General features: G+C 60.7%; 21 protein-coding genes. 15 read left to right on the top strand and 6 right to left on the bottom strand.

Annotated features, from left to right (window positions below; translation table 11 throughout):
- Window positions 1-129 precede the first annotated feature (129 nt).
- Window positions 130-1,419, top strand: a complete 1,290-nt coding sequence (locus MRBLRC7O_RS06895; RefSeq protein WP_003509739.1) for an outer membrane protein transport protein — start codon at window positions 130-132, stop codon at window positions 1,417-1,419.
- A gap of 562 nt (window positions 1,420-1,981) precedes the next feature.
- On the top strand, window positions 1,982-2,776 hold the full coding sequence (gene exoR / locus MRBLRC7O_RS06890; protein ID WP_003509731.1) for an exopolysaccharide production regulator ExoR: 795 nt from the start codon (window positions 1,982-1,984) through the stop codon (window positions 2,774-2,776).
- A 45-nt stretch (window positions 2,777-2,821) separates the two neighbouring features.
- Here the strand turns inward: exoR and xth are convergent, their stop codons facing one another.
- Window positions 2,822-3,619 carry an exodeoxyribonuclease III gene (gene xth, locus MRBLRC7O_RS06885; RefSeq protein ID WP_080866187.1) on the bottom strand — a complete coding sequence of 266 codons (798 nt, stop codon included), beginning with the start codon at window positions 3,617-3,619 and terminating at the stop codon, window positions 2,822-2,824.
- Between the two features lie 308 nt (window positions 3,620-3,927).
- Entirely contained in the window at window positions 3,928-4,260 is a 333-nt protein-coding gene (gene erpA, locus MRBLRC7O_RS06880; RefSeq protein WP_003509729.1) for an iron-sulfur cluster insertion protein ErpA, read from the bottom strand.
- Between the two features lie 214 nt (window positions 4,261-4,474).
- On the opposite strand from erpA, the gene MRBLRC7O_RS06875 reads away from it, so the two are divergent.
- From MRBLRC7O_RS06875 to MRBLRC7O_RS06815, 13 genes are all read left to right on the top strand, one after another.
- Window positions 4,475-5,692, top strand: coding sequence for a deoxyguanosinetriphosphate triphosphohydrolase (locus MRBLRC7O_RS06875; RefSeq protein ID WP_003509728.1), 1,218 nt, complete (start codon window positions 4,475-4,477; stop codon window positions 5,690-5,692).
- Between the two features lie 76 nt (window positions 5,693-5,768).
- The gene (argS, locus tag MRBLRC7O_RS06870; RefSeq protein ID WP_080866592.1) at window positions 5,769-7,526 is read left to right on the top strand and encodes an arginine--tRNA ligase; all 1,758 of its coding nucleotides are present in this window, start codon (window positions 5,769-5,771) and stop codon (window positions 7,524-7,526) included.
- Between the two features lie 66 nt (window positions 7,527-7,592).
- Entirely contained in the window at window positions 7,593-10,622 is a 3,030-nt protein-coding gene (locus MRBLRC7O_RS06865) for an SPOR domain-containing protein (RefSeq protein WP_080866186.1), read from the top strand.
- Between the two features lie 239 nt (window positions 10,623-10,861).
- Window positions 10,862-11,878: a beta-N-acetylhexosaminidase gene (gene nagZ / locus MRBLRC7O_RS06860; RefSeq protein WP_003509725.1), complete on the top strand. Its 1,017-nt coding sequence runs from the start codon at window positions 10,862-10,864 to the stop codon at window positions 11,876-11,878.
- 58 nt (window positions 11,879-11,936) lie between these two features.
- Window positions 11,937-12,785, top strand: a complete 849-nt coding sequence (locus MRBLRC7O_RS06855) for a segregation and condensation protein A (protein ID WP_003509724.1) — start codon at window positions 11,937-11,939, stop codon at window positions 12,783-12,785.
- On the top strand, window positions 12,775-13,509 hold the full coding sequence (scpB, locus tag MRBLRC7O_RS06850) for an SMC-Scp complex subunit ScpB (protein WP_003509723.1): 735 nt from the start codon (window positions 12,775-12,777) through the stop codon (window positions 13,507-13,509). The genes MRBLRC7O_RS06855 and scpB overlap by 11 nt, the downstream gene beginning before the upstream one ends.
- A 128-nt stretch (window positions 13,510-13,637) precedes the next feature.
- The gene (locus tag MRBLRC7O_RS06845; RefSeq protein WP_003509722.1) at window positions 13,638-13,844 is read left to right on the top strand and encodes a twin-arginine translocase TatA/TatE family subunit; all 207 of its coding nucleotides are present in this window, start codon (window positions 13,638-13,640) and stop codon (window positions 13,842-13,844) included.
- A 56-nt stretch (window positions 13,845-13,900) separates the two neighbouring features.
- The gene (gene tatB / locus MRBLRC7O_RS06840) at window positions 13,901-14,638 is read left to right on the top strand and encodes a Sec-independent protein translocase protein TatB (protein ID WP_003509721.1); all 738 of its coding nucleotides are present in this window, start codon (window positions 13,901-13,903) and stop codon (window positions 14,636-14,638) included.
- On the top strand, window positions 14,635-15,438 hold the full coding sequence (gene tatC / locus MRBLRC7O_RS06835) for a twin-arginine translocase subunit TatC (RefSeq protein WP_111820722.1): 804 nt from the start codon (window positions 14,635-14,637) through the stop codon (window positions 15,436-15,438). Before tatB ends, tatC begins: the two co-directional genes overlap by 4 nt.
- Window positions 15,439-15,540: 102 nt before the next feature.
- Window positions 15,541-16,824, top strand: coding sequence for a serine--tRNA ligase (serS, locus tag MRBLRC7O_RS06830; protein WP_080866185.1), 1,284 nt, complete (start codon window positions 15,541-15,543; stop codon window positions 16,822-16,824).
- A 205-nt stretch (window positions 16,825-17,029) separates the two neighbouring features.
- Window positions 17,030-17,800 (top strand): 5'/3'-nucleotidase SurE, encoded by a 771-nt coding sequence (surE, locus tag MRBLRC7O_RS06825; RefSeq protein WP_003509717.1) that lies wholly within the window; start codon window positions 17,030-17,032, stop codon window positions 17,798-17,800.
- Window positions 17,797-18,450, top strand: a complete 654-nt coding sequence (locus MRBLRC7O_RS06820) for a protein-L-isoaspartate(D-aspartate) O-methyltransferase (RefSeq protein ID WP_026364136.1) — start codon at window positions 17,797-17,799, stop codon at window positions 18,448-18,450. The genes surE and MRBLRC7O_RS06820 overlap by 4 nt, the downstream gene beginning before the upstream one ends.
- A gap of 346 nt (window positions 18,451-18,796) precedes the next feature.
- Window positions 18,797-20,359, top strand: coding sequence for a LysM peptidoglycan-binding domain-containing M23 family metallopeptidase (locus tag MRBLRC7O_RS06815; RefSeq protein ID WP_003509709.1), 1,563 nt, complete (start codon window positions 18,797-18,799; stop codon window positions 20,357-20,359).
- Window positions 20,360-20,649: 290 nt separating this feature from the next.
- On the opposite strand, the gene mobB is transcribed toward MRBLRC7O_RS06815, so the two are convergent.
- The 4 genes from mobB to MRBLRC7O_RS06795 are packed head-to-tail and all read right to left on the bottom strand — an operon-like array spanning window position 20,650 to window position 23,954.
- Window positions 20,650-21,165 (bottom strand): molybdopterin-guanine dinucleotide biosynthesis protein B, encoded by a 516-nt coding sequence (mobB, locus tag MRBLRC7O_RS06810; protein ID WP_003509707.1) that lies wholly within the window; start codon window positions 21,163-21,165, stop codon window positions 20,650-20,652.
- A complete protein-coding gene (mobA, locus tag MRBLRC7O_RS06805; protein WP_003509706.1) occupies window positions 21,162-21,788 on the bottom strand; it encodes a molybdenum cofactor guanylyltransferase MobA in 627 nt (208 codons plus the stop codon). Before mobA ends, mobB begins: the two co-directional genes overlap by 4 nt.
- Window positions 21,785-22,984, bottom strand: coding sequence for a multidrug effflux MFS transporter (locus MRBLRC7O_RS06800; protein ID WP_080866183.1), 1,200 nt, complete (start codon window positions 22,982-22,984; stop codon window positions 21,785-21,787). Before MRBLRC7O_RS06800 ends, mobA begins: the two co-directional genes overlap by 4 nt.
- Window position 22,985: 1 nt before the next feature.
- Window positions 22,986-23,954 carry a DMT family transporter gene (locus tag MRBLRC7O_RS06795; protein WP_060726306.1) on the bottom strand — a complete coding sequence of 323 codons (969 nt, stop codon included), beginning with the start codon at window positions 23,952-23,954 and terminating at the stop codon, window positions 22,986-22,988.
- Window positions 23,955-23,972: the final 18 nt, after the last annotated feature.

Here is a 23,972-nt window from a genome sequence, read left to right as displayed (position 1 = left end):
GATCGACATGAAATTCTTACGTAAAAAATGGAGAAGTGTCGCAGAACTGTGCCAGTGTGCGGCAGATTGTCATTTGCTGCGAAGAGCTTCACTCTTTTGATGATCACATTGCCTTGATTGGGGAGAGAGATGGCAAAAACTGCAATTTTTCGCGGCGCGGTATGTTTCGCAGTCAGCATCGCGGCGGTAACGCCTTCACTGGCGGGTGGCCTTGAGCGCGGTGGTTACAATATCGACCTGCTGTTCGATCCGTCCGATTATGTTCTCGACAGTTCCGCGACCTTCGTCGCACCGCAGCGTAAGGTGGAGAATGCGCGGGACAATCCGCTGAAGAGCGGTCCTTTGCCTGCGGCCTGGTCAAGAAGCGCAGATGACTCTGAAAACTTCTGGTCGACCCGCGTCGGCGCCAAGGCGGCAATCGGCGATTTCGGCGACTGCATGTTCGACTATTCGCAGCCATGGGGCGCGCATCTCAATCCCGGCATCTGGCAGGGATCGAGCTACAATATCGAAACCAAGGTCAAGTCGCACAATTACGCCACCACCTGCCGGGTGAAGTTCGATCTTGGCAAGGGTGACTTCTCGATCATCGGCGGCGGCTTCTATCAGGAATTGAGCGGTTATAAATACCGTCAGGTTCTCGGCCCGGCCGTTCTGGGCCTCAATCCGGCCTGGTCCAGCTTCAGCGGCGTCGGCAAACTTGAGATGGAAGGTGACGGCTGGGGCTGGCGCGCCGGCATGGCCTATGAGATTCCCGAGATCGCGTTCCGTGCGAGCCTCGTTTACAACAGCGCCGTCGATCACGACCTGACCGGTTTCGCCGACGTCAGGGCGATCCCGCAGACGCCGCCGTCCATATCTCCCACGCTTGCAAAATACGGCGGCAAGCTCGTGCCGATCTATGGCTCTGTTTCCATGCCAGACAGTATCGAGCTCAAGGTGCAATCCGGTATTGCGCCGGACTGGCTTGCTTTCGGTTCGGTCAAGTGGACGGACTGGAGCCAGATTCAGGTCATTCCTTTCTGCGCGGTCGGCACGTCTCCCTGCGTTCCGAGTGGCGCAGACACGCTGAATACGCTCGACCTGTTTTATCGCGACGGCTGGACGATTTCCGGCGGCGTTGGTCACAAGTTCAACGAACAGTGGAGCGGTGCTGTAAGCCTGACCTGGGATCGCGGTACATCGACCGTCATCGGCACCCAGACCGATACCTGGACGCTGGGTACGCAGATCGTCTACTCCCCGAACAAGAACATCGAGTTCAAGATTGCCGGTGCTCTCGGCCTTCTCACCTCGGGTAGCTCGTCCATCAATGGCGGACCGTGCGGCGCAGGCTTCACCTGCGGCAACGAGGCGGGCTACGACTTCGGTAACGACCTCGTCGCAGCAATCTCGACCGGCGTGAAGGTCAAGTTCTGACACCATCCTTCCGCAGATGCTAAAATAAAGGTCCGGTTTACCAACCGGGCCTTTTTTCATGCGCGACTATGATTCCTGCTCGATAAAATTTTCTAGCCCGAAAGTTTTGTGACGATTTGGCAACACTTTTCTGCAAGCGTGTGGTCGCGTTGGAATGTGAGCATATCTGTCCATTTCCCGCCACAAACAGGGTGCTTGGCTTATGTTTAGGGACGCGGGAATGAAAGAACATGCAGGCTTTTGATGTGGTGGTGCGCAAGGCCAGAAAGTGAAAACGGGTTTGGATTCAGGGTTTAAGCAAGTAATACGGGAATTGGGTCCGGCTTTCTTGTTTGGCGCTGACCGGTGGACGGTGAAATGCCGTTATATTGCCGGAAATTATGCCTATATCTGTCTCACTGGAAAATGAGGGCAATTGCCGCAGATGACCACCGGTGGTGCGCTGGAAAGTGCTGCCGGAAAGACGCAGTGTGTTCGAAAAATCGCGACCCGGCGGGTTCGGCTTTGCAGTATTCCGCAAGTATTGGCTATATGCCGGGAAGAGTGAGAGAAGTTCGCTGAAATGCTGAAATGTGAAGCCAACGTTTTAAAGCCGCTCCTCATGGGCATGTTGCTTGCGTCGCTCGCAATGCCTGCTGCGGCTTTTGACATCAATGCGGGCGTGACCAAGGAATCCGGCCCCTTCGACCTGTTCAAGTTCGGCTTCAAAGCCTACAAGAACGGTAACAAGGGTGAAGCCGTCGAGGCCTATCGCTACGCGGCTGAAAAGGGCCATACCGGCTCGCGCTGGGCGCTGGCCAATATGTACGCCTATGGCGACGGCGTCGCCAAGAACGACTTCGAAGCTTTCAAGATCTACAGCGAAATTGCCAATCAGGGCGTCGAGCCGGGTTCGGAAGATACCGGCTTCTTCGTTAATGCGCTGCTTTCTCTCGCCGATTATTACCGTCACGGCATTCCCGGCAGCCCTGTCAAAATGGACCTTTCGCAGGCCCGCCAGCTTTATTTCCAGGTGGCCTCCACCTTTGGTGTTGCTGAAGCGCAGTTCCGTCTGGCGGAGATGATTCTCGCCGGCGAGGGCGGCCGCGCTGATGTGCAGCAGGCCAAGAAGTGGCTCAACCAGGCCCGCAAGCACGGCCATGCCGGCGCCATGTCGATCTTCGGCAACCTGATCTTCCAGGAAGGCCAGACGACGCAGGGGCTGGCCTTCATGACGGCCGCGCTCGACAAATGCACGGCGGCGGACTGCACCTGGATACAGAACCTGCAGGAGCAGGCTTTTTCGCTCGCCGGCGAGAATGATCGCCGCGCGGCAATCGCCATGGCGCAGAACATGCAGTTCAACGATCCGGATTGAGAATGGCGATCAGGGCGGCTTCTTCCGCCTGAAGAGGGCCGGTCGTCAGCCGGCAGGACTGAACGCAAAATAACCGCAGACCGGCACATGGTCGGACGGTTTTTCCCAAGCCCGCACATGTTTTTCGATGTTGACGGATTGCAGCCTGTCGGCAGCTTCGGCCGATAACATCAGATGATCGATGCGGATGCCGTTGTTTTTCGGCCATGCGCCGGCCTGATAATCCCAGAAGGAATAAAGTCCTGCTTCATCCGTCGTAGCCCGCGCGGCATCGGTGAAGCCCAGATTCTCCAGCTTGCGGAAGGCTGCGCGGGTCTTTGGCAGGAACAATGCGTCGCCTTCCCACACGCGTGGGTCGTGGCAATCGAAGGGCTCGGGAATGACGTTGTAGTCGCCGGCCAGAATGAGCGGTTCCTCGAGCGCGAGGCGATCTTCGGCAAAACGCCGCAGCCGCTCCATCCAGGCAAGCTTGTAGGGATATTTGACCGGATCGTCAGGCGGATTGCCGTTCGGCAGATAGAGCGAGCAGACGCGGATCGCGCCGCCTTCGACGGAAAACACGCCTTCGATGAAACGCGCCTGTTCATCGGTATCGTCGCCCGGCAGGCCGCGATTGACCTCGTCGGGCTTTACCTTCGAGAGCAGCGCGACGCCATTGAAGCCCTTCTGGCCGTGAGTCTCGACGTGATAGCCGAGCGCTTCCAGCTCAAGCCGGGGAAAACCCTCATCGACCGATTTGATTTCCTGAAGGCAGACGATGTCAGGCGATGAATCCTTCAGCCACTGGCAGAGGTTTTCGATACGCGCCTTGACGCCATTGATGTTCCAGGTGGCAATCTTCATCGGAGTTTCCCTTTTGTGAGGGTACTTTTACCCGATGCAAAATCGATTGCCACCGTTTTTGGAAAATGGCCGTGCGGATGTGGTGGAAAGACGCCGGGCGGGCGGGATCGCTGCGTTTTTTCCTCCCTCATTGCTGTGCTTGTCACAGGAATCCAGCCAGCCCAAGTCCTTGGGCTGAAAGGAGTCCCCGCCGCGCAGACGCGCGTCGACTGGATTCCTGTGACAGGCACAGGAATGAGGGGAGGAGAGAGGCGAGTTACTTCAAAGCTTGGTGGCTGGCATGCGGATTGCGCGCCGGTATTTCCAACTCAAATCGAGAAGCTTGTGCCACAGCCGCAGCTTGCCACGGCATTGGGGTTCTTGATCTGGAAGGATTGGCCGAGCAGATTATCCACAAAGTCGATTTCGGAGCCGGCCATATAGACAACCGAGAGGCTGTCGATCAGCACCTTGGCGTCGCCGCGCGCAATCACGATGTCGTCATCGGCTTTGTCTTCGGCCAGATCGAACTTGTAGGAGAAGCCCGAGCAGCCGCCGCCTTCCACCGAAACGCGCAGCGCCTGTTTGCCGGCGTCGGCCGCGACGATCTGGGCGATTCGCTTCGCCGCTGCTTCCGAAAGGGTAATGTCGCTGTTTTCCATGTCGTTTCTCCTGCCGGGGTCAAAAACCGGAGAGCAATAATCTCGTTGTCACCATTATAAACCGGTCAAATTACCGGTCTATAGCCTGTGTGAAGGCGGTCAGCGCGGCGATGATGCTTTGCGCTGACCTCTGCGATAGGTATGAAGGGTGAATGAAAAGGTCAATGGCCGAGACCAAAGGAAGTGCCGGCCAGAGAAGACAACAGGTGGATGCATGATCATAGACCAGCGCGCATTGGGTTTCGGAAGCGGCGAGAGGGCGGTTTTCGCCTCTGATCCATGGACCACGCGCGGACGTCTTTTTCCGGAAGAGGGAAGCCTGACGCGTTCCGAATTCCAGCGCGACCGTGACCGCATCGTCCACACGACAGCTTTTCGCCGCCTGAAGCACAAGACGCAGGTCTTCATCAGCCCTGACGGCGACCATTATCGCACGCGTCTCACCCACACCATCGAAGTCGCGCAGATTGCGCGAGCGCTTGCCCGCGCGCTGAAGCTGGACGAGGATCTGGCTGAGGGCGTGGCGCTGGTGCATGATTTCGGCCACACGCCTTTCGGTCATACCGGCGAAGACGCGCTGGATGCCGTGCTGTTGCCCTATGGTGGTTTCGACCACAATGCGCAATCGCTGCGCATCGTCACCAAGCTGGAGCGCCGCTACGCCGAATATGACGGTATCAACCTCACATGGGAAACGCTCGAGGGTCTCGTCAAGCACAACGGCCCGCTGGTCAATGCCAAGGGCGAGGGGATCAAGGGACCGGTTCCGCTGCCCATCCTCGAATATTGCGAGCTGCAGGATCTGGAAATCGGCAGCTATGCCAGCCTCGAGGCGCAGGTCGCGGCGATTGCCGATGATATCGCCTATAATACCCACGACATCGATGACGGCCTGCGCGCCGGTTATCTCACCTTCGAGATGCTGGAGGAGGTGCCTTTCCTCAGTGGACTGATGGCGCAGGTGCGGGCGAAATATCCCGTGCTCGACAAGGAGCGTTTCGCGAATGAGATCATGCGCCGGCAGATCACCCACATGGTCGAGGATGTGATCGGTGTGGCGCAGCAGAATCTTGCCCGCCTGAAACCGCGAAGCGCCGCCGATATCCGCGCTGCCGATTTCACCGTCGCGACCTTCTCGCCTGAAATGGCCGAAACCGACCGGCAGATCAAGAAGCTGCTGTTTGGCCATATCTACCGGCATCCGGAAATCATGCGCATCCGCGCCGGTGCGACACAGATCGTTACCGATCTTTTCCACCGTTATATGGAAACGCCGGCGGAAATGCAGAGCCACTACTGGGTGGACAGCATTTCCGGCATGAGCGTGGCCGCAAAAGCCCGGCATGTGGGCGACTATCTGGCCGGCATGACCGACAGTTATGCACTGCGCGCCCACCAGCGTCTGTTTGACCACACCCCCGATTTGCGATAGGGCAGCGGGCAATCGCGGAGCCGACCCGGTTATGATGGCCGGACATAAACAGAAGCCCTTCGCGCAGGTTGGAACGATGAACATTTTTGCTGATTTCGATACCAGGATCAAAAACGCGCTCGAGACCCTCGATCTCGTGAAAGAGAACCGCGAAAAGGTCGATTTCAGTCGAGTTACGGTCGAATCCCCGCGTGATCTGAGCCACGGCGATGTAGCAACCAATGCCGCCATGGTGCTGGCGAAGCCGCTCGGCACCAATCCACGCGCGCTTGCCGAACTCATCGTGCCCGCACTTCAGGCGGATGGCGATGTCGACAGCGTCAATGTCGCCGGTCCGGGCTTCATCAATCTCAAGGTTTCGGTCGGTTACTGGCAGCGTCTTCTGGCCGATATGATCAGTCAGGGCATCGATTTCGGCCGCTCCACCGTCGGTGCTGGCCAGAAGATCAACGTCGAATATGTCTCCGCCAACCCGACCGGCCCGATGCATGTCGGCCATTGCCGTGGCGCCGTTGTCGGCGACACGCTGGCGAACCTGCTCGCTTTTGCGGGTTACGGCGTTACCAAGGAATATTACATCAACGATGCCGGCTCGCAGATCGATGTGCTGGCCCGTTCGGTGTTCCTGCGTTACCGCGAGGCGCTTGGTGAAGATATCGGCACCATTCCGTCCGGTCTCTACCCCGGTGACTATCTCGTTCCCGTCGGCCAGGCGCTGGCGGATGAATATGGCATCAAGCTGCGCGCCATGCCCGAGGAAAAATGGCTGCCGATCGTAAAGGACAAGGCGATCGACGCGATGATGGTGATGATCCGTGAGGATCTTGCGCTGCTCAACGTCAGGCACGACGTGTTCTTCTCGGAGCGCACGCTGCATGAGGGCAATGGCGGTCCGATTCTCTCGGCCATCAACGACCTCACCTTCAAGGGCCATGTCTACAAGGGCACGCTGCCGCCGCCGAAGGGCGAATTGCCTGAGGACTGGGAAGACCGCGAACAGACGCTGTTCCGCTCCACGGAAGTGGGCGACGATATGGACCGCGCGCTGATGAAGTCGGACGGTTCCTACACCTATTTCGCCGCCGACGTTGCCTATTTCAAGAACAAGTTCGATCGCGGTTTCTCCGAGATGATCTATGTGCTCGGTGCTGACCATGGCGGTTACGTCAAGCGTCTTGAAGCCGTTGCGCGCGCCGTCTCCGAGGGCAAGTCGAAGCTGACGGTTCTTCTGTGCCAGCTCGTCAAGCTGTTCCGTGACGGCGAGCCGGTGAAGATGTCGAAACGCTCCGGCGACTTCGTCACGCTGCGCGATGTTGTCGACGAAGTGGGTCGCGATCCCGTGCGATTCATGATGCTTTATCGGAAGAATTCCGAGCCGCTGGACTTCGATTTCGCGAAAGTGACCGAACAATCGAAGGATAATCCGGTTTTTTACGTGCAATATGCGCACGCCCGCTCAATGTCGATCTTCCGGCAGGCGCAGGAAGCGTTTCCGGGGCTTGCTCCCTCTGCGGAAGAGATGGCGGCATCTGTCGCTTTGATCAGTGATATCAATGAGTTGCAGCTGGTTGCAAAGCTCGCCGAATATCCGCGCCTGATCGAATCCGCAGCCCTTTCGCATGAGCCGCACCGGCTTGCTTTTTACCTCTATGATCTCGCCAGTTCCTTCCATGGACACTGGAACAAGGGTAAAGACCAGCCGGAATTACGTTTTATTAACGATAAAAACCGAGAATTGAGCATTGCCAGACTTGGGCTGGTGAATGCTGTCGCAAATGTTTTGAGGTCCGGCCTTACGCTTTTAGGAGCGGACGCACCTGCTGAAATGCGATAACATATCACCATTATTTGCTCACAATACGCTGGCAAGAGCTGCAATGCGTAGATGGTGGAACACGTAATGGTCGAAAAAAATGTCGCGTATAACCGGGACACCCGGTCCGAAGGCTTCGCTGACAACGATCCTCTGGCAGAGCTGGCACGTATCGTCGGCTTCGAAGATCGTCCTTCGCATGCGGGTTCCGAAGCTGCGCCACGCGCTGCCTCACCGGCAACCCGCCGCGAACCCGAATTCAACCTCGAGGACGAACTGCTTCGGGAGTTCGAGGTTTACGATGCGCCGCACGCCGATCCGGTCGTTCTTGATCCGGCAAACGATGTTCGTGCGGGCATCCACCCCAACGATTTCATGCAGCGTGTCGAATCTGTTTTCGCCCGCCGTGAGCCGGAGCTTGCGCCGGTGGCCGAACCCGCACCCGTGGCCGCATCTGCGCCAGAGGTGAGGGAAGAGCCGCTTCCGGAAATCGATCAGGCCTATATTCACAACTACGTCGAAACGACCACGCAGGATATTCGCGCGGATTTCCGCGATGATGCCGGCGCGGTGGCGGAAGTTTTCGATGTGCATTCGCGCCAGTCGCGTCCCGCCGAGCCGATGGTTTACCAGCCGGTCGCCCAGCAGGCAGCATGGGAAGAGCCGCAGGCCGCCGAGCCCGTGCAGCCCGAATGGCACGCCATGCCGGAGCTCCCGGCCGATGTTTCGAGCAATGTTCAGTCCTATGCACCGGAGCCGCAGGCTTTCGATCTCGCCGATGAGGTCGAAATAGCTGTCGCTGAGGAAGCGCCCGCACCGATTTCCGTGCGCCCGCCGTCGCATGGCGGCCGGTCTTCGCTGGAATTCTCCAGCCTGCGGCTGCCGCTTGCCAATTTCGGCGCGCGCCGGGATGTTTCGGCTGTCGATCCGAAGCGGGTTGAGCCGCGCTCCGAGCAGCAGCCTGCCGCGGCCCGTATCGAGCCGCAGGTCGAAGCCGCTCCCGCGCCTGCCGTCGTTCAGGCGGAAGAGACCGCTCCGTCCTTTACGCCTTCGGTCGCCGAGACCTTCATACCTGCCGCAGAGCCTCTGGCGTTGGAGGTTGCCGAGAAGCCGGCATCGAAACATCTCTCGCCGATGGACGAGCTGATTTACGACGTCGCAAAATATTCCATTCCCGGTCGTGGCGAAACACCGCTCGTGCAGGACGTTCCCGCTGCGCAGGCTGCGGAGGTGGAGCTGCCCGTGGTCGCCGCCGCGCCGGCGAAGGCAGCGCCGATTGTCGCTGCTGCGCCCGCAGCACCCGTCGAAGAGTTGGATTTCACGGATTTCGCTGGCTTCAACGATGATGATTTCGAGCTCGCGCTCGACGATCTCGATCTTGATCTGGATTTGTCTGAAATCGCCGAGGCGGAAGTTGCACCTGCGCCCGTGCCGCAACCCGTTCGCCAGCAGCCGGTTGCTCCGGTTGCCGTTGCTGACGTCGCGCCGCAGCCCGTGAGAGAACAGCCCGCGCCGCAGCCGCGCCCGGCTCCCGTTGCCGTTGCCGCACCGGTCGCTGCTGCTGCTGTTCAGCCGCGTCCCGCTGCTGCAGCACCGCAGCCGGCCGCACCGCAGACGCTGGAAAGCCTGCCTTTCGATCCTTCGCAGATCGGCGAGACGGAAGAACATCCGGAAACCATCATAGAAATGGATGTGCCGGAACTGCCGGTCGGGGTTTTTGAACCCAAGCCGGCCGCGCGCCGTCACGAAGAAGATCTCGATATCGATACCGAGCTAGCGACGCTGTTTGCGCCTGCTGTCGCCGGTGGTCTCGACCGTCACAAACATGCGGAAAATCGCGGCGCCGCCCAGGCGCGTCCTGTTCAGGCTCCGGAAGAGGCCGATGAATTCGAACGGGCGCTGGAAGAGGATTTCCGTCGTTCCATGCAGGAGGCTGCGGCTTCCCGTGGCAACGCGTCCCGCGACGCCGAGAATACCTATGTGGAGCATCCGGCGGCTTATCGTGACGAGGATGAACGGGGCGGTCGCCGCTGGGTCATGCCGGTTGCAGCCGCAATCGGTCTGGTGCTGATCGGTGGCGGCGTTTACGCGCTGGTTTCCGGCGGCTCGTCCAGCACGGGCTCCAATGGCGCACCTGTCATCATCTCCGCCGACAATGACCCGATGAAGGTCGTGCCGGAAAATCCGGGCGGTCGCGTCGTGCCAAATCAGGACAAGGCGGTTTATGACCGCGTGGCCGGCGGCAGCGCTGCCGATCCGAAGCAGCCGGCGCTGATTTCCAGCAACGAGCAGCCGGTGGATGTGGTTCAGCGCACGCTGATCCCCGAACAATTGCCGCTTGAAGGCGAAAACGACGCGGATATGGAAGCCGCCGGCACGCCGGTTGGCGAGACCGAGGATCCGCGCCTGCTTTCGCCGGAAGAAAAGGCAGCACAGAACGAAGGTTCGGCTGCAACCGGCGTTTCGCCGCGCAAAGTCCGCACCATGATCGTCAAGCCTGATGGCACGCTGGTTGCCCAGGAGGTCGAGGTACCTGCAGCCCAGCCGCCGAAGGCCGACAAGGTCGAGGAGCTTGCAGCGCCGCAGACCGCCAAGCCCGGTGAGGGCGCTCCCGCCGTCATCGCGGCATCGCGGGTTCCGGTCGCGCCGGAGCAGGCTCAGCCGCAGGCCAACACACCTGCCGCCGCCGCCAAGCCGGCAGCGCAGTCGGCAGCACCGCTTCCAGCGGCACGTCCGTCCTCGCAGCCTGCCAATGTAGTGGCAACGGTGACCAACCAGGGCAACGTGCGCCCCGCGACCGCTCCGGCACAGCCGCAGGCCGCGCAGCAGCAGACGGCAGCCGCGACCCCGGCAGCGACCAGCACGCCTTCTGCCGGTGGCTACTACATCCAGATCGCCTCGCTGCCGAGCCAGGCGGAAGCCCAGAAGTCCTACCAGAACATGTCGGCCAAGTTCGGCTCGGTCATCGGTGGACGTGGCGTCGACATCAAGGCCGCCGAAATCGCCGGCAAGGGCACGTTCTACCGCGTCCGCATCCCGGCGGGTGACAAGAACGAAGCCGTGGCGCTGTGCGAAAAGTTCCGCTCAGCCGGCGGCAGCTGCCTGGTAGCGCGCTGATAGAGGCTGATCCGGCGTAGAAAGATTGGGGCTGCCGCATGAGGCAGCCCTTAGAGTATTTGGACCTTCCATCACACTCTGCATCATCCTCGGGCTTGTCCCGAGGAACCACAACCCGGAGCGATGAATCCTCGGATCAAGCCCGAGGATGACGGCGGAGAGGTTATCGGACGATTTTCGCAGTCCCGATGGCGCAGTCTCCTTACCCTTACCCCTATCTTCCCTGAGAGCGTGACATCATGACTGATTGCAAAGCTATGATCCTCGGATGCAGCGGGCTTTCGCTGACCGCCGACGAGATTGCCCTTTACCGCGATGAACAGCCCTGGGGCTTCATCCTGTTCGGGCGCAATATCGGCGAGCCGCAGCAGATCACCGATCTCGTCGCCGCCATGCGCGACGCCGTCGGGCGGCCAGACGCGCCGGTTCTGATCGATCAGGAGGGTGGGCGTGTTCAGCGCATCAAGCCGCCGATCCTGCAGGCCTATCCGAATGCCCGCATTCTCGGTGAAATCTATGAGCGCGACCGGGGGGCGGGTCTGCGTGCCGCCTGGCTGATGTCGCGCCTGCATGCCTTCGACCTCATGAAATTCGGTATCAATGTCGATTGCCTGCCGGTGCTTGACGTGCCGGTGGAAGGCGCCAGCAACGTCATCGGCAACCGCGCCTATGGCTACACGCCGACCATGGTGGCCGAGATGGGGCAGGCGGCCGCCGATGGCCTGAAGGCGGGCGGCATGCTGCCTGTCATGAAACATATGCCGGGTCACGGTCGCGGCATGGTGGATTCGCATCATGAACTGCCTGTCGTCGATGTACCGCTCGATGAGCTGGACGCCCATGATTTTGTGCCGTTCCGGGCGCTGAACCACGAATTGATGGCGATGAGCGCGCATCTGGTATTCAATGCCGTCGACCGCGAACGGCCTGCTACGACCTCGCCGAAGGTCATCGAGGAGATCATTCGCGGTCGTATCGGCTTTGATGGCCTGCTGATGTCCGACGACAGTTCCATGAACGCGTTGAAGGGTACGCTGGGCGAGCGGGCTGCGAATATTGTTGCGGGTGGCTGCGATATAGTCTTGCATTGCAACGGCGTGATGGGTGAAATGCTTGAAGTCGTGAAGGAGGTTCCCGTTCTTTCCGGCCGCTCGCTGGAGCGGGTGCGGGCAGTTGAAGCGGGTTTCCCGACTGCGGACCCGTCCGACGAAGCGGAACTGAGAGCCGAATTCAACGCCATGTGGGCCGTTTCCTGACGATCTTGGGGGCGGCCGCTCACTCGGGATCAAGGCCGGACGCCCGGCGGATGGAACAATGGCCGCAGACAAGTCTCGCAATTCAACGCCGATGGACAAGCTCTGGCAGGATGTGACGCCGGAGCGGTTGACGGGTGAGGCCGGGCTGGTCATCGATGTCGCGGGTTTTGAAGGCCCGCTCGATCTTCTCCTGCATCTTGCCCGCACGCAGAAGGTCGATCTGTCGCGCATTTCGGTGCTGGCGCTCGCCGAACAATATCTGCAATTCGTGGAAAGTGCGCGCCGCGTGCGCATCGAGCTGGCGGCCGATTATCTCGTGATGGCGGCGTGGCTCGCCTTCCTCAAATCCAAGCTCCTCATTCCGCAGCAATCCAAAGATGAAGGCCCCTCGGGCGAGGAAATGGCCGCGACGCTGGCCTTCCGGCTGAAACGCCTGGAGGCGATGCGCGAGGCGGCGGAACGCCTCGTCAACCGCGCCCAGCTCGGCCGCGATGTTTTTGCCCGTGGCGCGCCGGAGCATATTCCGCATATCAACCGCTCGGCCTATGAGGCCAATCTTTACGATCTGCTCAGCGCCTATGCCAATCTGCGGCAGCGTCAGGCGATTACCCAGGTCACGATTGAAAAACGGCAGGTCTGGTCGCTTGTCGAGGCGCGCGAGCTTCTGACCCACCTCCTTGGCGATGTCGGGGAATGGACCGTGCTCGATCAATATCTGCTGCAATATGTGCCCGATCCGGCCATGCGCGTGACGGCGATTGCCAGCGCCTTTGCCGCTTCGCTGGAGCTGGTGCGCGAGGGCTCGCTGCAAATCCGGCAGGACGGTGCTTTCCAGCCCATCTATATGCGCCGCGGCGCAAGGGACGACCGTGCCGTGAATGCCGAAAGGACTGATAATGATGAATGACGATGAAACCGCCGAGGCCACCATCGCGGCAGATGGGGCCGAGCCCGAACAGACGGTATTTTCCGAACGGCAGCTGAAGGAGGCCGCGCGGATCGCCGAGGCTTTGGTCTTCGCCTCGTCCGAGCCGGTTTCCGTCGGTTTCATCGCCGAGCGCCTGCCGCGCGGCATGGATGTCGTCGCCATTCTGCAGCGTCTCAAGGTTCTCTATGCGGAGCGGGGCGTCAATCTCGTGCAGGTGGGCGGGCAATGGGCTTTTCGCACCGCCGGTGATCTTTCTTTCGTCATCCGCGCCGAGGAGAAGGAGCCGAAGAAGCTGTCGCGCGCGGCGCTGGAAGTTCTGGCGATTATCGCATATCATCAACCGGTGACACGCGCCGAAATCGAGGAAATCCGCGGTGTTCAGACCTCGCGCGGCACGCTTGATGTGCTGATGGAGGCGGGCTGGGTCAGGTTCCGTGGCCGCAGGCGTACACCCGGCCGGCCCGTGACGATCGGCACCACGGTGGAGTTTCTCGACCATTTCGGCCTTGAGGAACTGCGCGATCTGCCGGGCCTTGAGGAATTGAAGGGCGCAGGGCTGCTTTCCGGCCGCATTCCCTCCAATTTCGGCGTGCCTCTGCCGATGATGAGCGACGAATTGCGTGAGGACGAAGACCCGATCACGCAGCTTGATCTTGAGGAACTGGGCCTGCTTGCGCCTGGCGGCGGCGATGGCGACGATTGATATCGCCATCCTGTTGGCGCGGCCACGAAAACTTTATGCGCACTCGCTGTTGAAGCGACGATTTGTCGTTTGAAAAAGCCTTTCAAACGTCTTACATCGTCTGAAAGCGAAATTCAGGAGTTTCAGTTATGGGTTCTTTTAGTGTGTGGCATTGGCTCATCGTGCTGGTGATCGTTCTCGTCCTCTTCGGACGCGGCAAGATTCCGGAATTGATGGGTGATGTTGCAAAGGGCATCAAGAGCTTCAAGAAGGGCATGGCTGACGAAGACCAGACGCCGCCGCCGGCCGATGCCAACACGAAGACCGTCGACCACAAGGCTGACGAGATCAAGTAAGCGGCCTTGCCGCTTGGTGTGAGACTGACGGGCGTTAGGGTCTCGGGAGCATATTGATGTTTGATATCGGCTGGAGCGAGCTTCTGGTGATTGCGGTCGTTTTGATCGTGGTCGTCGGACCGAAAGACTTGCCGCCCATGATCCGCGCCTTCGGCAAAACGATGGCCGGCCTTCGCAAGATGGCGGGGGACTTCCGCACGCAGTTCGATGAGGCTCTCAAAGAGGCCGACATGGACGATGTGCGCCAGACGATCTCCGATGTCCGCAATCTCAACCCCACCAACTCGCTGCGCGATGCGATGAACCCGCTTCGCCAGCTCGGCAACGAGATCAAGTCCGATCTTCAGAAGGCGACGGCTGCGCCGGATGGCCTTTCGTCCACGCCGGCGCCGGCGACAAGCGAGCCGGTCGCGCCGCTGGTCAGCGTGCCTGAGCCTGAAATGAAGCTGCCGGATGCGCCGCCTGTTGTAGCCGCACCCGCTGCGCCGGTTGCCGCGGCCGTCGCTGCGGAGGAGAAGCCGAAGCGCGCGCGGGCGAAATCTATTGCGACTGTTGAGGCCGAAGCGGTTGCCGCCAAGCCGAAACGTGCAGCCCGGAGCAAGGTTGCCGCAGCGCCCGAAACCGCCGTCACCGTGAAAACCAGTGAGCCCGCCGCCTCGAAGCCCGCCGTGAAGACCGTCGCCAAAAAGGCGGCCGTCCGGAAGTCTTCCGCAGACAAGGCGGCGGTGGCCGATGCCAAGCCGGCGAAGACGGCAAAAACCAAGGCTGCAAAGCCCACAAAGGATGAAGCATGAGCGGGGATATCGAGGATAAGCCGCAGCCGCTTATTGAGCATCTCATGGAGTTGCGCACGCGGCTGATCTGGGCGCTCGGCGCGTTCTTCATTGCCTTCATCGGCTGCTTCGCCGTTGCCAAACATCTCTTCAACCTGCTTGTCATTCCCTATAAATGGGCAGTGCTCTGGGCGGGGCTGGATGTGACGAAATCGTCACTGATCTATACTGCGCCGCAGGAATTCTTCTTCACGCAGATCAAGGTTGCGATGTTCGGCGCCATGGTGATCTCCTTCCCGGTGATCGCCTCGCAGCTTTACAAATTCGTGGCGCCCGGTCTCTACAAGAACGAGCGCGCCGCCTTCCTGCCATTCCTCATCGCTTCCCCGATCCTGTTCCTTATCGGTGCGGCGCTCGTCTATTTCTTCTTCACGCCTATGGTCATGTGGTTCTTCCTCGCCATGCAGCAATTGCCGGAAGATGGCGAAGTCGCGATTTCACTGATGCCGAAGGTGTCGGAATATCTGAGCCTCATCATGACGCTGGTGCTGTCCTTCGGTCTGGTGTTCCAGCTGCCCGTCGTCACCACGCTTCTGGCGCGCGTCGGTCTTCTGACCAGCGACTGGCTCAGGGAAAAGCGCAAGTTCGCCATCGTCATGGCCTTTGTGGTTGCCGCCGTGCTGACGCCGCCGGATCCCATGTCCCAGATCGGTCTTGCACTGCCTGCGATCATTCTCTACGAGATTTCCATCTACATGGCTCGACTCGTGGAGAGGAAGCGCGCTGCGGAATCCGCAAGCAAGGAGCTGGAGGAGACCTGATTTTCCTGAAGGTCTCGCCGCTCTGAAAATCTCCTCGCGCCGGGTTCATGCCCGGCGTTTTGCTGTAAAACACGGGCAATGCAACAACGGTCTGGAACGACGATGCACGACATTAAATGGATACGCGAAAACCCCGAAGCCTTTGATGCGGCGCTTGCGCGCCGCGGCGCGGAGCCTGCCGCCAGCGGCCTGATCGCGCTCGATGAAAAGCGCCGTTCCGTCATCCAGTCCCTGCAGGACATGCAGTCGCGCCGCAATGCCGCCTCCAAGGAGATCGGCGCCGCCATGGCGCAGAAGAACATGGAGCTTGCTGAAAAGCTCAAGGCCGAAGTCGCCGACCTCAAGGACAACATGCCGCGCGCCGAGGAGGAGGACCGTCAGGTCACCGCCGAGCTGAACGACGCGCTGTCGCGCCTGCCCAACATACCTTTCGACGATGTGCCCGACGGCAAGGACGAGCATGACAATGTGGTCGCCCGTGTGGTCGGCCAGAAGCCCGGCTGGAACCATGAGGCAAAGGAGCACTTCGAGATTGGCGAAGCGCTCGGCTATATGGATTTCGAGCGTGCTGCCAAGCTTTCCGGCGCACGTTTCACCGTGCTGACCAGCCAGCTGGCGCGTCTGGAGCGAGCGCTCGGCCAGTTCATGATCGACCTGCACACCAGCGAACATGGCTATACCGAAGTCTCCTCGCCGCTGATGGTGCGCGACGAGGCGATGTTCGGCACCGGGCAATTGCCCAAATTCTCCGAGGACCTGTTCAAGACCACGGACGGCCGCTGGCTGATCCCGACGGCGGAGGTGACGCTGACCAACCTCGTGTCCGGCGAAATTCTCGATCAGGAGAAGCTGCCGCTGCGCTTCACCGCGCTGACACCGTCCTTCCGTTCGGAAGCGGGCTCGGCCGGTCGCGACACGCGCGGCATGCTGCGCCAGCACCAGTTCTGGAAATGTGAGCTCGTCTCCATCACCGATGCGGAAAGCGCCGTTGCCGAGCATGAGCGCATGACGGCCTGCGCCGAAGAAGTTCTGAAGCGCCTTGGCCTGCATTTCCGCACCATGACGCTCTGCACGGGCGATATGGGCTTCAGCGCCCGCAAGACCTACGATCTGGAAGTGTGGCTGCCCGGCCAGAATACCTATCGCGAAATTTCGTCCTGCTCGGTCTGCGGCGATTTCCAGGCGCGGCGCATGAATACGCGTTATCGCGGCAAGGATGACAAGGCGACAAAGTTCGTTCATACGCTGAACGGTTCCGGCACCGCCGTCGGCCGCTGCCTGATCGCCGTTCTCGAAAATTATCTGAACGACGATGGTTCCGTCACAATTCCGGACGTGCTGCTGCCCTATATGGGCGGGCTGACGCGGATCGAGAAGGCGGCCTGATTGTCCGTTTGTTAAAGGCGCGACCGTTATGCCGGCCTTGAGCCGGTACCCAGCCAGCCCAAGTCCTTGGGCTGGAGAGACGCTTCCCGCCGCGCGGATGCGCGTCGACTGGATTCCGGCTCAAGGCCGGAATGACGGTTGTGGGGATGCTTCTGTGAGAGAAATCATTGTGTCCTCGTAGCGGGATACAGCAGCGGAGGAAAACATGCGGATTTTGCTGACGAATGACGACGGTATTCACGCCGAAGGTCTGGCCGTGCTGGAGCGTATCGCCCGCACGCTGTCCGACGATGTCTGGATCGTTGCGCCGGAAACCGACCAGAGCGGGCTTGCCCATTCGCTGACGCTTTCCGAACCGCTGCGTCTGCGTAAGGTTTCCGACAAACATTTCGCGCTGCGCGGCACGCCCACCGATTGCGTCATCATGGGCATTCGCGAGGTTCTGCCGGAAAAACCCGATCTCGTTCTCTCAGGCGTCAATGCCGGCGCCAACATGGCCGATGATGTCACCTATTCCGGCACCATTGCCGGCGCCATCGAAGGCACGCTGCAGGGCGTGCGCTCCTTTGCGCTGAGCCAGGCGTTCAGCCACGCCGAAGGCCGCGTTGTGCCGTGGGAAGTCGCTGAGACCTATGCGCCCGATCTCATTCGCAAGCTCATTGATGTCGATCTGCCTGACGGCACCTTCCTCAACCTCAATTTCCCCAATTGTGCGCCAAAGGATGTGCAGGGCGTGTCCGTCACCGGGCAGGGCAAGCTCGATTTCGGCCTGACGGTGGAGGAGCGGCAGGATGGTCGCGGTCTTCCTTATTATTGGCTGCGCTTCGGCGAGCGCCTCGGCACCTTCCGCGAGGGCACGGATATTCACGCCTTGAAGCACGGCAAGATTTCGGTCACACCGCTTAAGCTTGACCTGACGGACTACACGGTGAAGGATCGGGTTGCGCAAGCACTTGGATTCGGAGTCGCCGATTGAAATCCGCAATGGTCGAAAAGGAAGGTTTTGCCGCTCTCGTTCTCCGCTTAAGGGGCGAGGGGATTTCCGACCTTGACCTTCTGACGGCTGTCGAGCAGACGCCGCGTTCCAAATTCGTGCCGCCGCAATTTGCGGCCGACGCCTATTCCAGCCGCACCATTCCGATCGACTGCGGCGCCTTCATGGAAGGCGCTGACATGGCGGTGAAGATTCTCGCCCGCCTGCAGCTGAAACCCGGCCAGCGCGTGCTGGAAATCGGCACGGGCAGCGGTTTCATGACCGCGATCATCGCACGCCGGGTGGAGCGCGTCTTTTCGCTGGAGCGCTACAAGACGCTGGTGCAGCAGGCGCAGAATTGTCTGGACGATCTCTCCATCCGCAATGTCGTCATCCGCCAGGCGGATGGCAGCAACGGTCTGGTGGGCGAGGGAACCTTCGATCGCATCGTCTCCACCGCCGCCTTTACCACCATGCCCCGCTTCTTTGCCGAGCAGATCGTTTCGGGCGGCATGATGATCGCGCCGATCATTCTTGAAGGCGACCGTTGCGTGATGACGCGTTTCTCCAAGACCGGTAGCCGCTTCGAGAAGGAAGAGCTGTTCGAGGCGCCTTACCTGCCGCTCAGCACCCATATTGCGCGCCATTTGTGACAAACTGAAAATTTTGGAGACATTCTATTTTTGTCTCCTAATGTTCTGAATTGTCGCAACTATCTGATTTTTAATATCATTATTGTCTCAACATGACGCATATGGTTTCCGTCATGGTTATCGAAGTGTCAAAAAAGCGCTGAGCGGCTTAACGTTTTAACGGCGTGGTAACACTAACGCGCTTTAATCATAAACATCGACGCATGGTTTTCCCCACCTCGGGAAATGGGCCTTGCAAGAAGTGAAATTTGTGCCGGATCGCATCTAGATGCGGCGGGTTGGCGTCAGTGTAGATCGAGTCATGCGTATGAGACATTCGTCTAAAATCGGAAAATCAGTCGCAAAAATGTTCGCAGCGGCATTGCTGGCAAGCGTCGCAACGGGCTGTAGCTCGGATGCAACGCGGTTCAGCGGCCTCTTTTCCAGTGGACCGGATCGGATGACAACGGCGTCAATTCCTGCCCGTCAGGGCGGCGGTGCTTACGGGCAGGTCCCGGTCCCGCAGGGCGACATGAATGGCGGTTACGCCTCTGCCGCGCCGCAGGGTGGTTACGCCAACCAGAACATGGCCGGCAACTCCTATCCGCAGTCCGGTGGTTATGGCGGCGTTCAGCCTTCCACGGCCCGCGCTTCGGCCTCGCCGGTGCAGCGTTCCGAGCTTTCGGCCCCAACCGCCGTGGCAAGCCGCGATCCGTCGACCCGCAACGAAGCCATGGCCCAGCCTTTCCCGTCCGCTCAGCGACAAGCCGCGCCGTCTCTTGCTGCGCCCGCCCAGCAGGCTGCCGCTCCCGTCGCCGACAACCTGACCACCGCGACCGTACGTTCCGACAAGAATGGCTGGCACACCGATGGCGCTTCCTCCGTGACCCTGCGTCCCGGCGAAAGCATCGCGACGCTCTCCAACCGTTACGGCGTTCCGGAAAAGGAACTGCTGCGCGTCAACGGTCTGAAGACCGCATCCTCGGCGCAGGCCGGCCAGTCGATCCTCATCCCGAAATTCGGCCAGGCCCGCAATGCCGCCAAGGATGCTGCCGGCAATATCGCTCTCAACCGCAATGGCGACCAGCCGACCCCGCTGCGCGGCCCCGAGGGGAACGTAGCCGTGCTGCCGTCGCAGACCGCCGTCCGTGACAAGGTTTCCTCCGAAGCCGGCAAGCTGACGCCTCCGGGCGGTAAGCCGTTGCCGCCGACCGGTGGTTACAAGGTTCAGCCGGGCGATAGCCTGGCGAAGATCGCCCGCGAAAACGGCGTGTCGGTTGCTGCCTTGAAGGCCGCGAACGGTCTCGGCAACGAAAGCATCCGCGTCGGCCAGACGCTCACCATGCCGGGCGCTTCGACGGATGCCATCAAGACAGCTTCCGTTCCTGCCAAGGAAGCGGCGAAGGCGGTCGAAACCGCATCCGTCAAGCCTGAGCCCTACAAGGCTCCCGCTGCTGCCGCCGCTCCGACTGCGCCTGCCACACCGGCCACGGCAAGTGTCAGCGATATCGAGAAGAAGGCCGATATGGCCTCCATCGCACCGGAATCCACCGGTATCGGCAAATATCGCTGGCCGGTCCGCGGTGCGGTCATCAACAATTTCGGCGACAATGTCGAAGGCAGCCGCAACGATGGCATCAACATCTCCGTTCCCGAGGGAACGCCGATCAAGGCCGCCGAAAACGGCGTGGTCATCTATGCGGGCAACGGCCTGAAGCAGCTCGGCAACACGGTTCTCGTCCGTCACGACGATGGCAAGGTCACGGTTTACGGCAACGCCGCCAATCTCGACGTACAGCGCGGCCAGAAGGTCCAGCGCGGCCAGACCATCGCCACCTCAGGCATGACCGGCAGCGCCAAGCGTCCGCAGGTTCACTTCGAAGTCCGCAAGGATGCGACGCCGGTGAACCCCTCCAGTTTCCTTGAATAGGTATTGCGTCTCAAGGAATGATGAAGCCGGGTGAAGAACCCGGCTTTTTCATTTTTGGGGTGGTGCGTGCGGAGAAGGTGCTGGAATGGGTGCCACGGGCTTAGTGGGTGTTGGTTTCCTCGCGGTTTTCTCCTCCGTCATGCCGGACCCGATCCGGCATCCAGTCGACGCGCGTCTGCGCGGCGGAATGAGTCTCCTCAGCCCAAGGACTTGGGCTGGCTGGATACCGGCTCAAGGCCGGTATGACGGATGTGGGGATGCAGCCCAAGTCACGTCGATCCGCTACGTGTCTAGCCCCTGACCAGCCCAACCGTCTTCTCGATGAAGTCTGCGATCGTGGCGGTCTCGTCGAGATCGAAGACGGGAAGGGTGGCGTCCGCCACCTCATGATCGGCGGCAATCGCGACGATATGCGGGTCGAGCGGCGCAAGCGGTTCGGTCTTGGCGGCCTCCAGACGGCGCGCCTCGATCTTCGGCACCGGCTCATATTTGTAACCTTCGATCAGCACCAGATCGCAGGGGGCGAGGCGGGACAGAATATCCTCGAAGGAGGGTTCCGGTTCGCCGCGCAGTTCATGCATGATGGCGAAACGGGTGCCGGAAACGATGGTAACCTCGTGCGCGCCGGCCTGCCGGTGACGCCAGCTATCGGCACCGACCTTGTCGATGTCGAAATCATGATGGGCGTGCTTGATGGTGGAGACGCGGTAGCCGCGCGCCGTCAGCTCGGTGACGATGCGCACGGCGAGGCCGGTTTTGCCCGAGTTCTTCCAGCCGGCGATGCCAAAGACCTTTTGTGCCGTCATGGTTCCATGCTCTCCAGATAGCTGCGCGCCAGCGCCAGTTCATCCGGCGTGTTGATGTTGAAGAACGGATCGAGGCTGCCCTTTGCCGTTTCCAGCGGCGGGAAAGCTACGCCGATGGTGACATGCCGGGCAAGATAGGCGCGGATGCGCCGGTTTGCATCGTTCTTCAGCCACGCCTCGAGATCATCGGCAAGGGCCACCGGCCACAGCGCAAAAACCGGGTGAAGCTGGCCGCTGGAGGCGGCGATGACGATCGCATGATCCGATACGTGCTCGCAAAGGCGCGCCACGAGATCGTCGGGAAAAAACGGGCTGTCGGCGGGCGCGGTCAGGAAGTGGCTAGCCGCGTTCTCGCGGTGCTGGAAATGACGCATGCCGGCCAGAATACCCGCGAGCGGCCCGGCATGGCCGTTCAGTGTATCCGGCAGCAGCGGCAGGCCGAAACTCTCCGCCCAGCCATTGGCAGCATTGATGGTGACATCGCAGACCTGCGGCGTGATGCGGCCGATGACATGGGAAATGAGGGGGCGATCGCCCAGCTGCACCATCGCCTTGTTGCTGCCCATGCGCCGCGAAAGCCCGCCGGCGAGCACGAGACCGGGTATTTCAAAAGGGGCCGTCATTCCCGCTTTTCCTGCAGCCTTACGATATAGGTGGTGAGGAGGGCGACAAGGCCGGTCGCCAGCATCACGAGAAGAAGAGGCCAGGTTCCATCCTCTTTGGACAGGACCGAGGAGGCAAGCACTGACAATGCCGCGCCGCCGCCAATGGTCATCGCGCCGCCAAGACCGGAGGCGGAACCGGCCAGATGCGGCTGGACGCTGACCATGCCGGCATTGGCGCTCGGCAGCGTCACGCCGTTGCCGACGCCGATCAGGGCAAGCGGCACGAAAAACGCATAGGCGCTTTCCGCCCCGGCCGAGATCAGCACCATGGTCGTGACGATGCCCGCAATGGCGATGACATTGCCCGACAGCATCATGCGGGTGATGCCGATTTCGCTGGCATAACGGCCGGAAATGAAGTTGCCGAGCATATAGCCGCTGGCCATGAAGAAGAATTGCAGGCCGAGCATGGCCGGCGCAAGCCCGTAAAGCACGCTGCCGACGAAGGGCGCGCCGCCGAGGAAGGAGAAGAACATGCCTGAGGAGAAGGTCGAGGTCAGCGCATAACCCCAGAAGAGCGGCGAGCGCAGAAGTTCCGGCCAGGCGTGAAACTGCTGGGAAAAACTCGCCGATTTGTTGTGGTTGGTTTCTCCGAGATCGAACCAGGCGAGCACCAGAATGCCGATGCCGAGCAGACAGAGGAGGGCGAAGCTGGACTGCCAGCCGGAGATGTCGTTGAGCAGGCCGCCAACCGTCGGCCCCACCATCGGCACCACGGACATGCCCATGGTCACGTAGCCGATCATCGAGGCCGCCTGTTCCATCGGCACCATGTCACGCACGATGGCGCGCGCCAGCACGAAGCCCGAAACGACGGCCGCCTGCGCCACGCGCCCGATCATGAAAACGGTGATGTTGGGTGCGAGCATGCAGACGAGCGTTGCGACGATCATGATGGCGATGCTGACGAGCATCACCGGCCGGCGTCCGAAGAGATCGGAGAGCGGGCCGATGACGAGCTGCAGGCAGGCGGTGGCGGCAAGATAGCCCGAAACGGCAAATTGCATCACGGCATAATCGGTCTCGAAATAAAGCGCCATGGCCGCAAGCGAGGGCAGGAATACGTTCATGCAAAGCGCTGCGACACCGGCGATGACGACTAGCGTGATGATGTGGGGCGGGGTGGTCCTGTCGAGGAAACGGCCGCTGTTCATCTCATTCTCCCGCTTCTTCCGTTACGGTAGTTTTCGTTACGGAAGCCGGCCGCACCGTGGTTGCGGCGGTGGGTGTCGCAGCCGAGCGCTTGGCCATCTGCGAACGCTTGCGCAGGCTTTCGCGATAGAAGGTATAGAGGCCCGAACCGATGACGATCATGGCGCCAACGATGGTGTAGCTGTCGATTTTCTCGTTGAAGAAGAACACGCCAATCATGAAACCCCAGAGCAGGCTGGTGTAACGGAATGGCGCGACAAAGGAGATTTCGCCTGATCTCATCGCGAGAATGATCGCCTGATAGCCCACCAGCACCAGGATGGCGGAACCGGCGAGATGCGAGAGAATCATGAAATTCATCGGCTGCCAGCCGCCGAAGGGCACGATCAACAGGCCGCCCACGGCCATGTTGACGAAAGCGGTGATGACGGTGATGGCGAGTGAGGGCACATCCGCATACATCTTCCGGGTCAGCAGGTCACGCGCGGCGGTGACCGCAAGCGATGCGACGACGAGCAGCGCCCCCGGCGTGAAGCCTTCAGGGCCCGGGCGAATGATGATCAGCACGCCGATGAAACCGGTGATGATGGCCGCCCAGCGCCGCCAGCCCACGGGTTCGCGCAGGAAAAGGGCAGCCCCCAGCGTCACCACCAGCGGCAGGGATTGCAATATGGCCGAGGCGTTGGAGAATTCGATGAGGCCGAGCGCCGTCAGATAAAGCACGGCGGCTGTCACCTCGCAGAGACAGCGCAGGATGATGATGGGCCGCAGCAGGGTTTTGAGCGGCCGGAGCGCGCCGAAATGGCGTGCGGCGATATAGATCAGCACCACGGTCATGATGCCGCGCACGAACATGATCTGGCCGGTGTTGATATAGGGAGTGACGGACTTCGTCAGCGCATCATTGGCCGTGAAGCTTGCCATTGCGAGCGCCATGAAAAGTGCGCCGCGCGTATTGTCCGTCAATGCCATTCCCAAATATCCCAGACC

Origin of the sequence: Agrobacterium radiobacter (genome assembly GCF_040801995.1) — a bacterium.
GTDB lineage: Bacteria > Pseudomonadota > Alphaproteobacteria > Rhizobiales > Rhizobiaceae > Agrobacterium > Agrobacterium radiobacter.
The sequence above is the reverse complement of the archived record's forward strand: the minus strand, read 5'-3'. Positions and strand labels throughout refer to the sequence as shown.

What these genes read in the sequence shown, in the direction of transcription:
- exoR (WP_003509731.1), top strand. Translation starts at nt 1,982, where the DNA reads ATGCTGAAATGTGAAGCCAACGTTTTAAAGCCGCTCCTCATGGGCATG.
- erpA (WP_003509729.1), bottom strand. Translation starts at nt 4,260, where the DNA reads ATGGAAAACAGCGACATTACCCTTTCGGAAGCAGCGGCGAAGCGAATC.
- MRBLRC7O_RS06895 (WP_003509739.1), top strand. Translation starts at nt 130, where the DNA reads ATGGCAAAAACTGCAATTTTTCGCGGCGCGGTATGTTTCGCAGTCAGC.
- MRBLRC7O_RS06815 (WP_003509709.1), top strand. Translation starts at nt 18,797, where the DNA reads ATGTTCGCAGCGGCATTGCTGGCAAGCGTCGCAACGGGCTGTAGCTCG.
- MRBLRC7O_RS06865 (WP_080866186.1), top strand. Translation starts at nt 7,593, where the DNA reads ATGGTCGAAAAAAATGTCGCGTATAACCGGGACACCCGGTCCGAAGGC.
- mobA (WP_003509706.1), bottom strand. Translation starts at nt 21,788, where the DNA reads ATGACGGCCCCTTTTGAAATACCCGGTCTCGTGCTCGCCGGCGGGCTT.
- serS (WP_080866185.1), top strand. Translation starts at nt 15,541, where the DNA reads ATGCACGACATTAAATGGATACGCGAAAACCCCGAAGCCTTTGATGCG.
- tatB (WP_003509721.1), top strand. Translation starts at nt 13,901, where the DNA reads ATGTTTGATATCGGCTGGAGCGAGCTTCTGGTGATTGCGGTCGTTTTG.
- MRBLRC7O_RS06875 (WP_003509728.1), top strand. Translation starts at nt 4,475, where the DNA reads ATGATCATAGACCAGCGCGCATTGGGTTTCGGAAGCGGCGAGAGGGCG.
- surE (WP_003509717.1), top strand. Translation starts at nt 17,030, where the DNA reads ATGCGGATTTTGCTGACGAATGACGACGGTATTCACGCCGAAGGTCTG.
- scpB (WP_003509723.1), top strand. Translation starts at nt 12,775, where the DNA reads ATGATGAATGACGATGAAACCGCCGAGGCCACCATCGCGGCAGATGGG.
- xth (WP_080866187.1), bottom strand. Translation starts at nt 3,619, where the DNA reads ATGAAGATTGCCACCTGGAACATCAATGGCGTCAAGGCGCGTATCGAA.
- tatC (WP_111820722.1), top strand. Translation starts at nt 14,635, where the DNA reads ATGAGCGGGGATATCGAGGATAAGCCGCAGCCGCTTATTGAGCATCTC.
- MRBLRC7O_RS06800 (WP_080866183.1), bottom strand. Translation starts at nt 22,984, where the DNA reads ATGAACAGCGGCCGTTTCCTCGACAGGACCACCCCGCCCCACATCATC.
- MRBLRC7O_RS06855 (WP_003509724.1), top strand. Translation starts at nt 11,937, where the DNA reads ATGGCCGCAGACAAGTCTCGCAATTCAACGCCGATGGACAAGCTCTGG.
- argS (WP_080866592.1), top strand. Translation starts at nt 5,769, where the DNA reads ATGAACATTTTTGCTGATTTCGATACCAGGATCAAAAACGCGCTCGAG.
- MRBLRC7O_RS06845 (WP_003509722.1), top strand. Translation starts at nt 13,638, where the DNA reads ATGGGTTCTTTTAGTGTGTGGCATTGGCTCATCGTGCTGGTGATCGTT.
- nagZ (WP_003509725.1), top strand. Translation starts at nt 10,862, where the DNA reads ATGACTGATTGCAAAGCTATGATCCTCGGATGCAGCGGGCTTTCGCTG.
- mobB (WP_003509707.1), bottom strand. Translation starts at nt 21,165, where the DNA reads ATGACGGCACAAAAGGTCTTTGGCATCGCCGGCTGGAAGAACTCGGGC.
- MRBLRC7O_RS06795 (WP_060726306.1), bottom strand. Translation starts at nt 23,954, where the DNA reads ATGGCATTGACGGACAATACGCGCGGCGCACTTTTCATGGCGCTCGCA.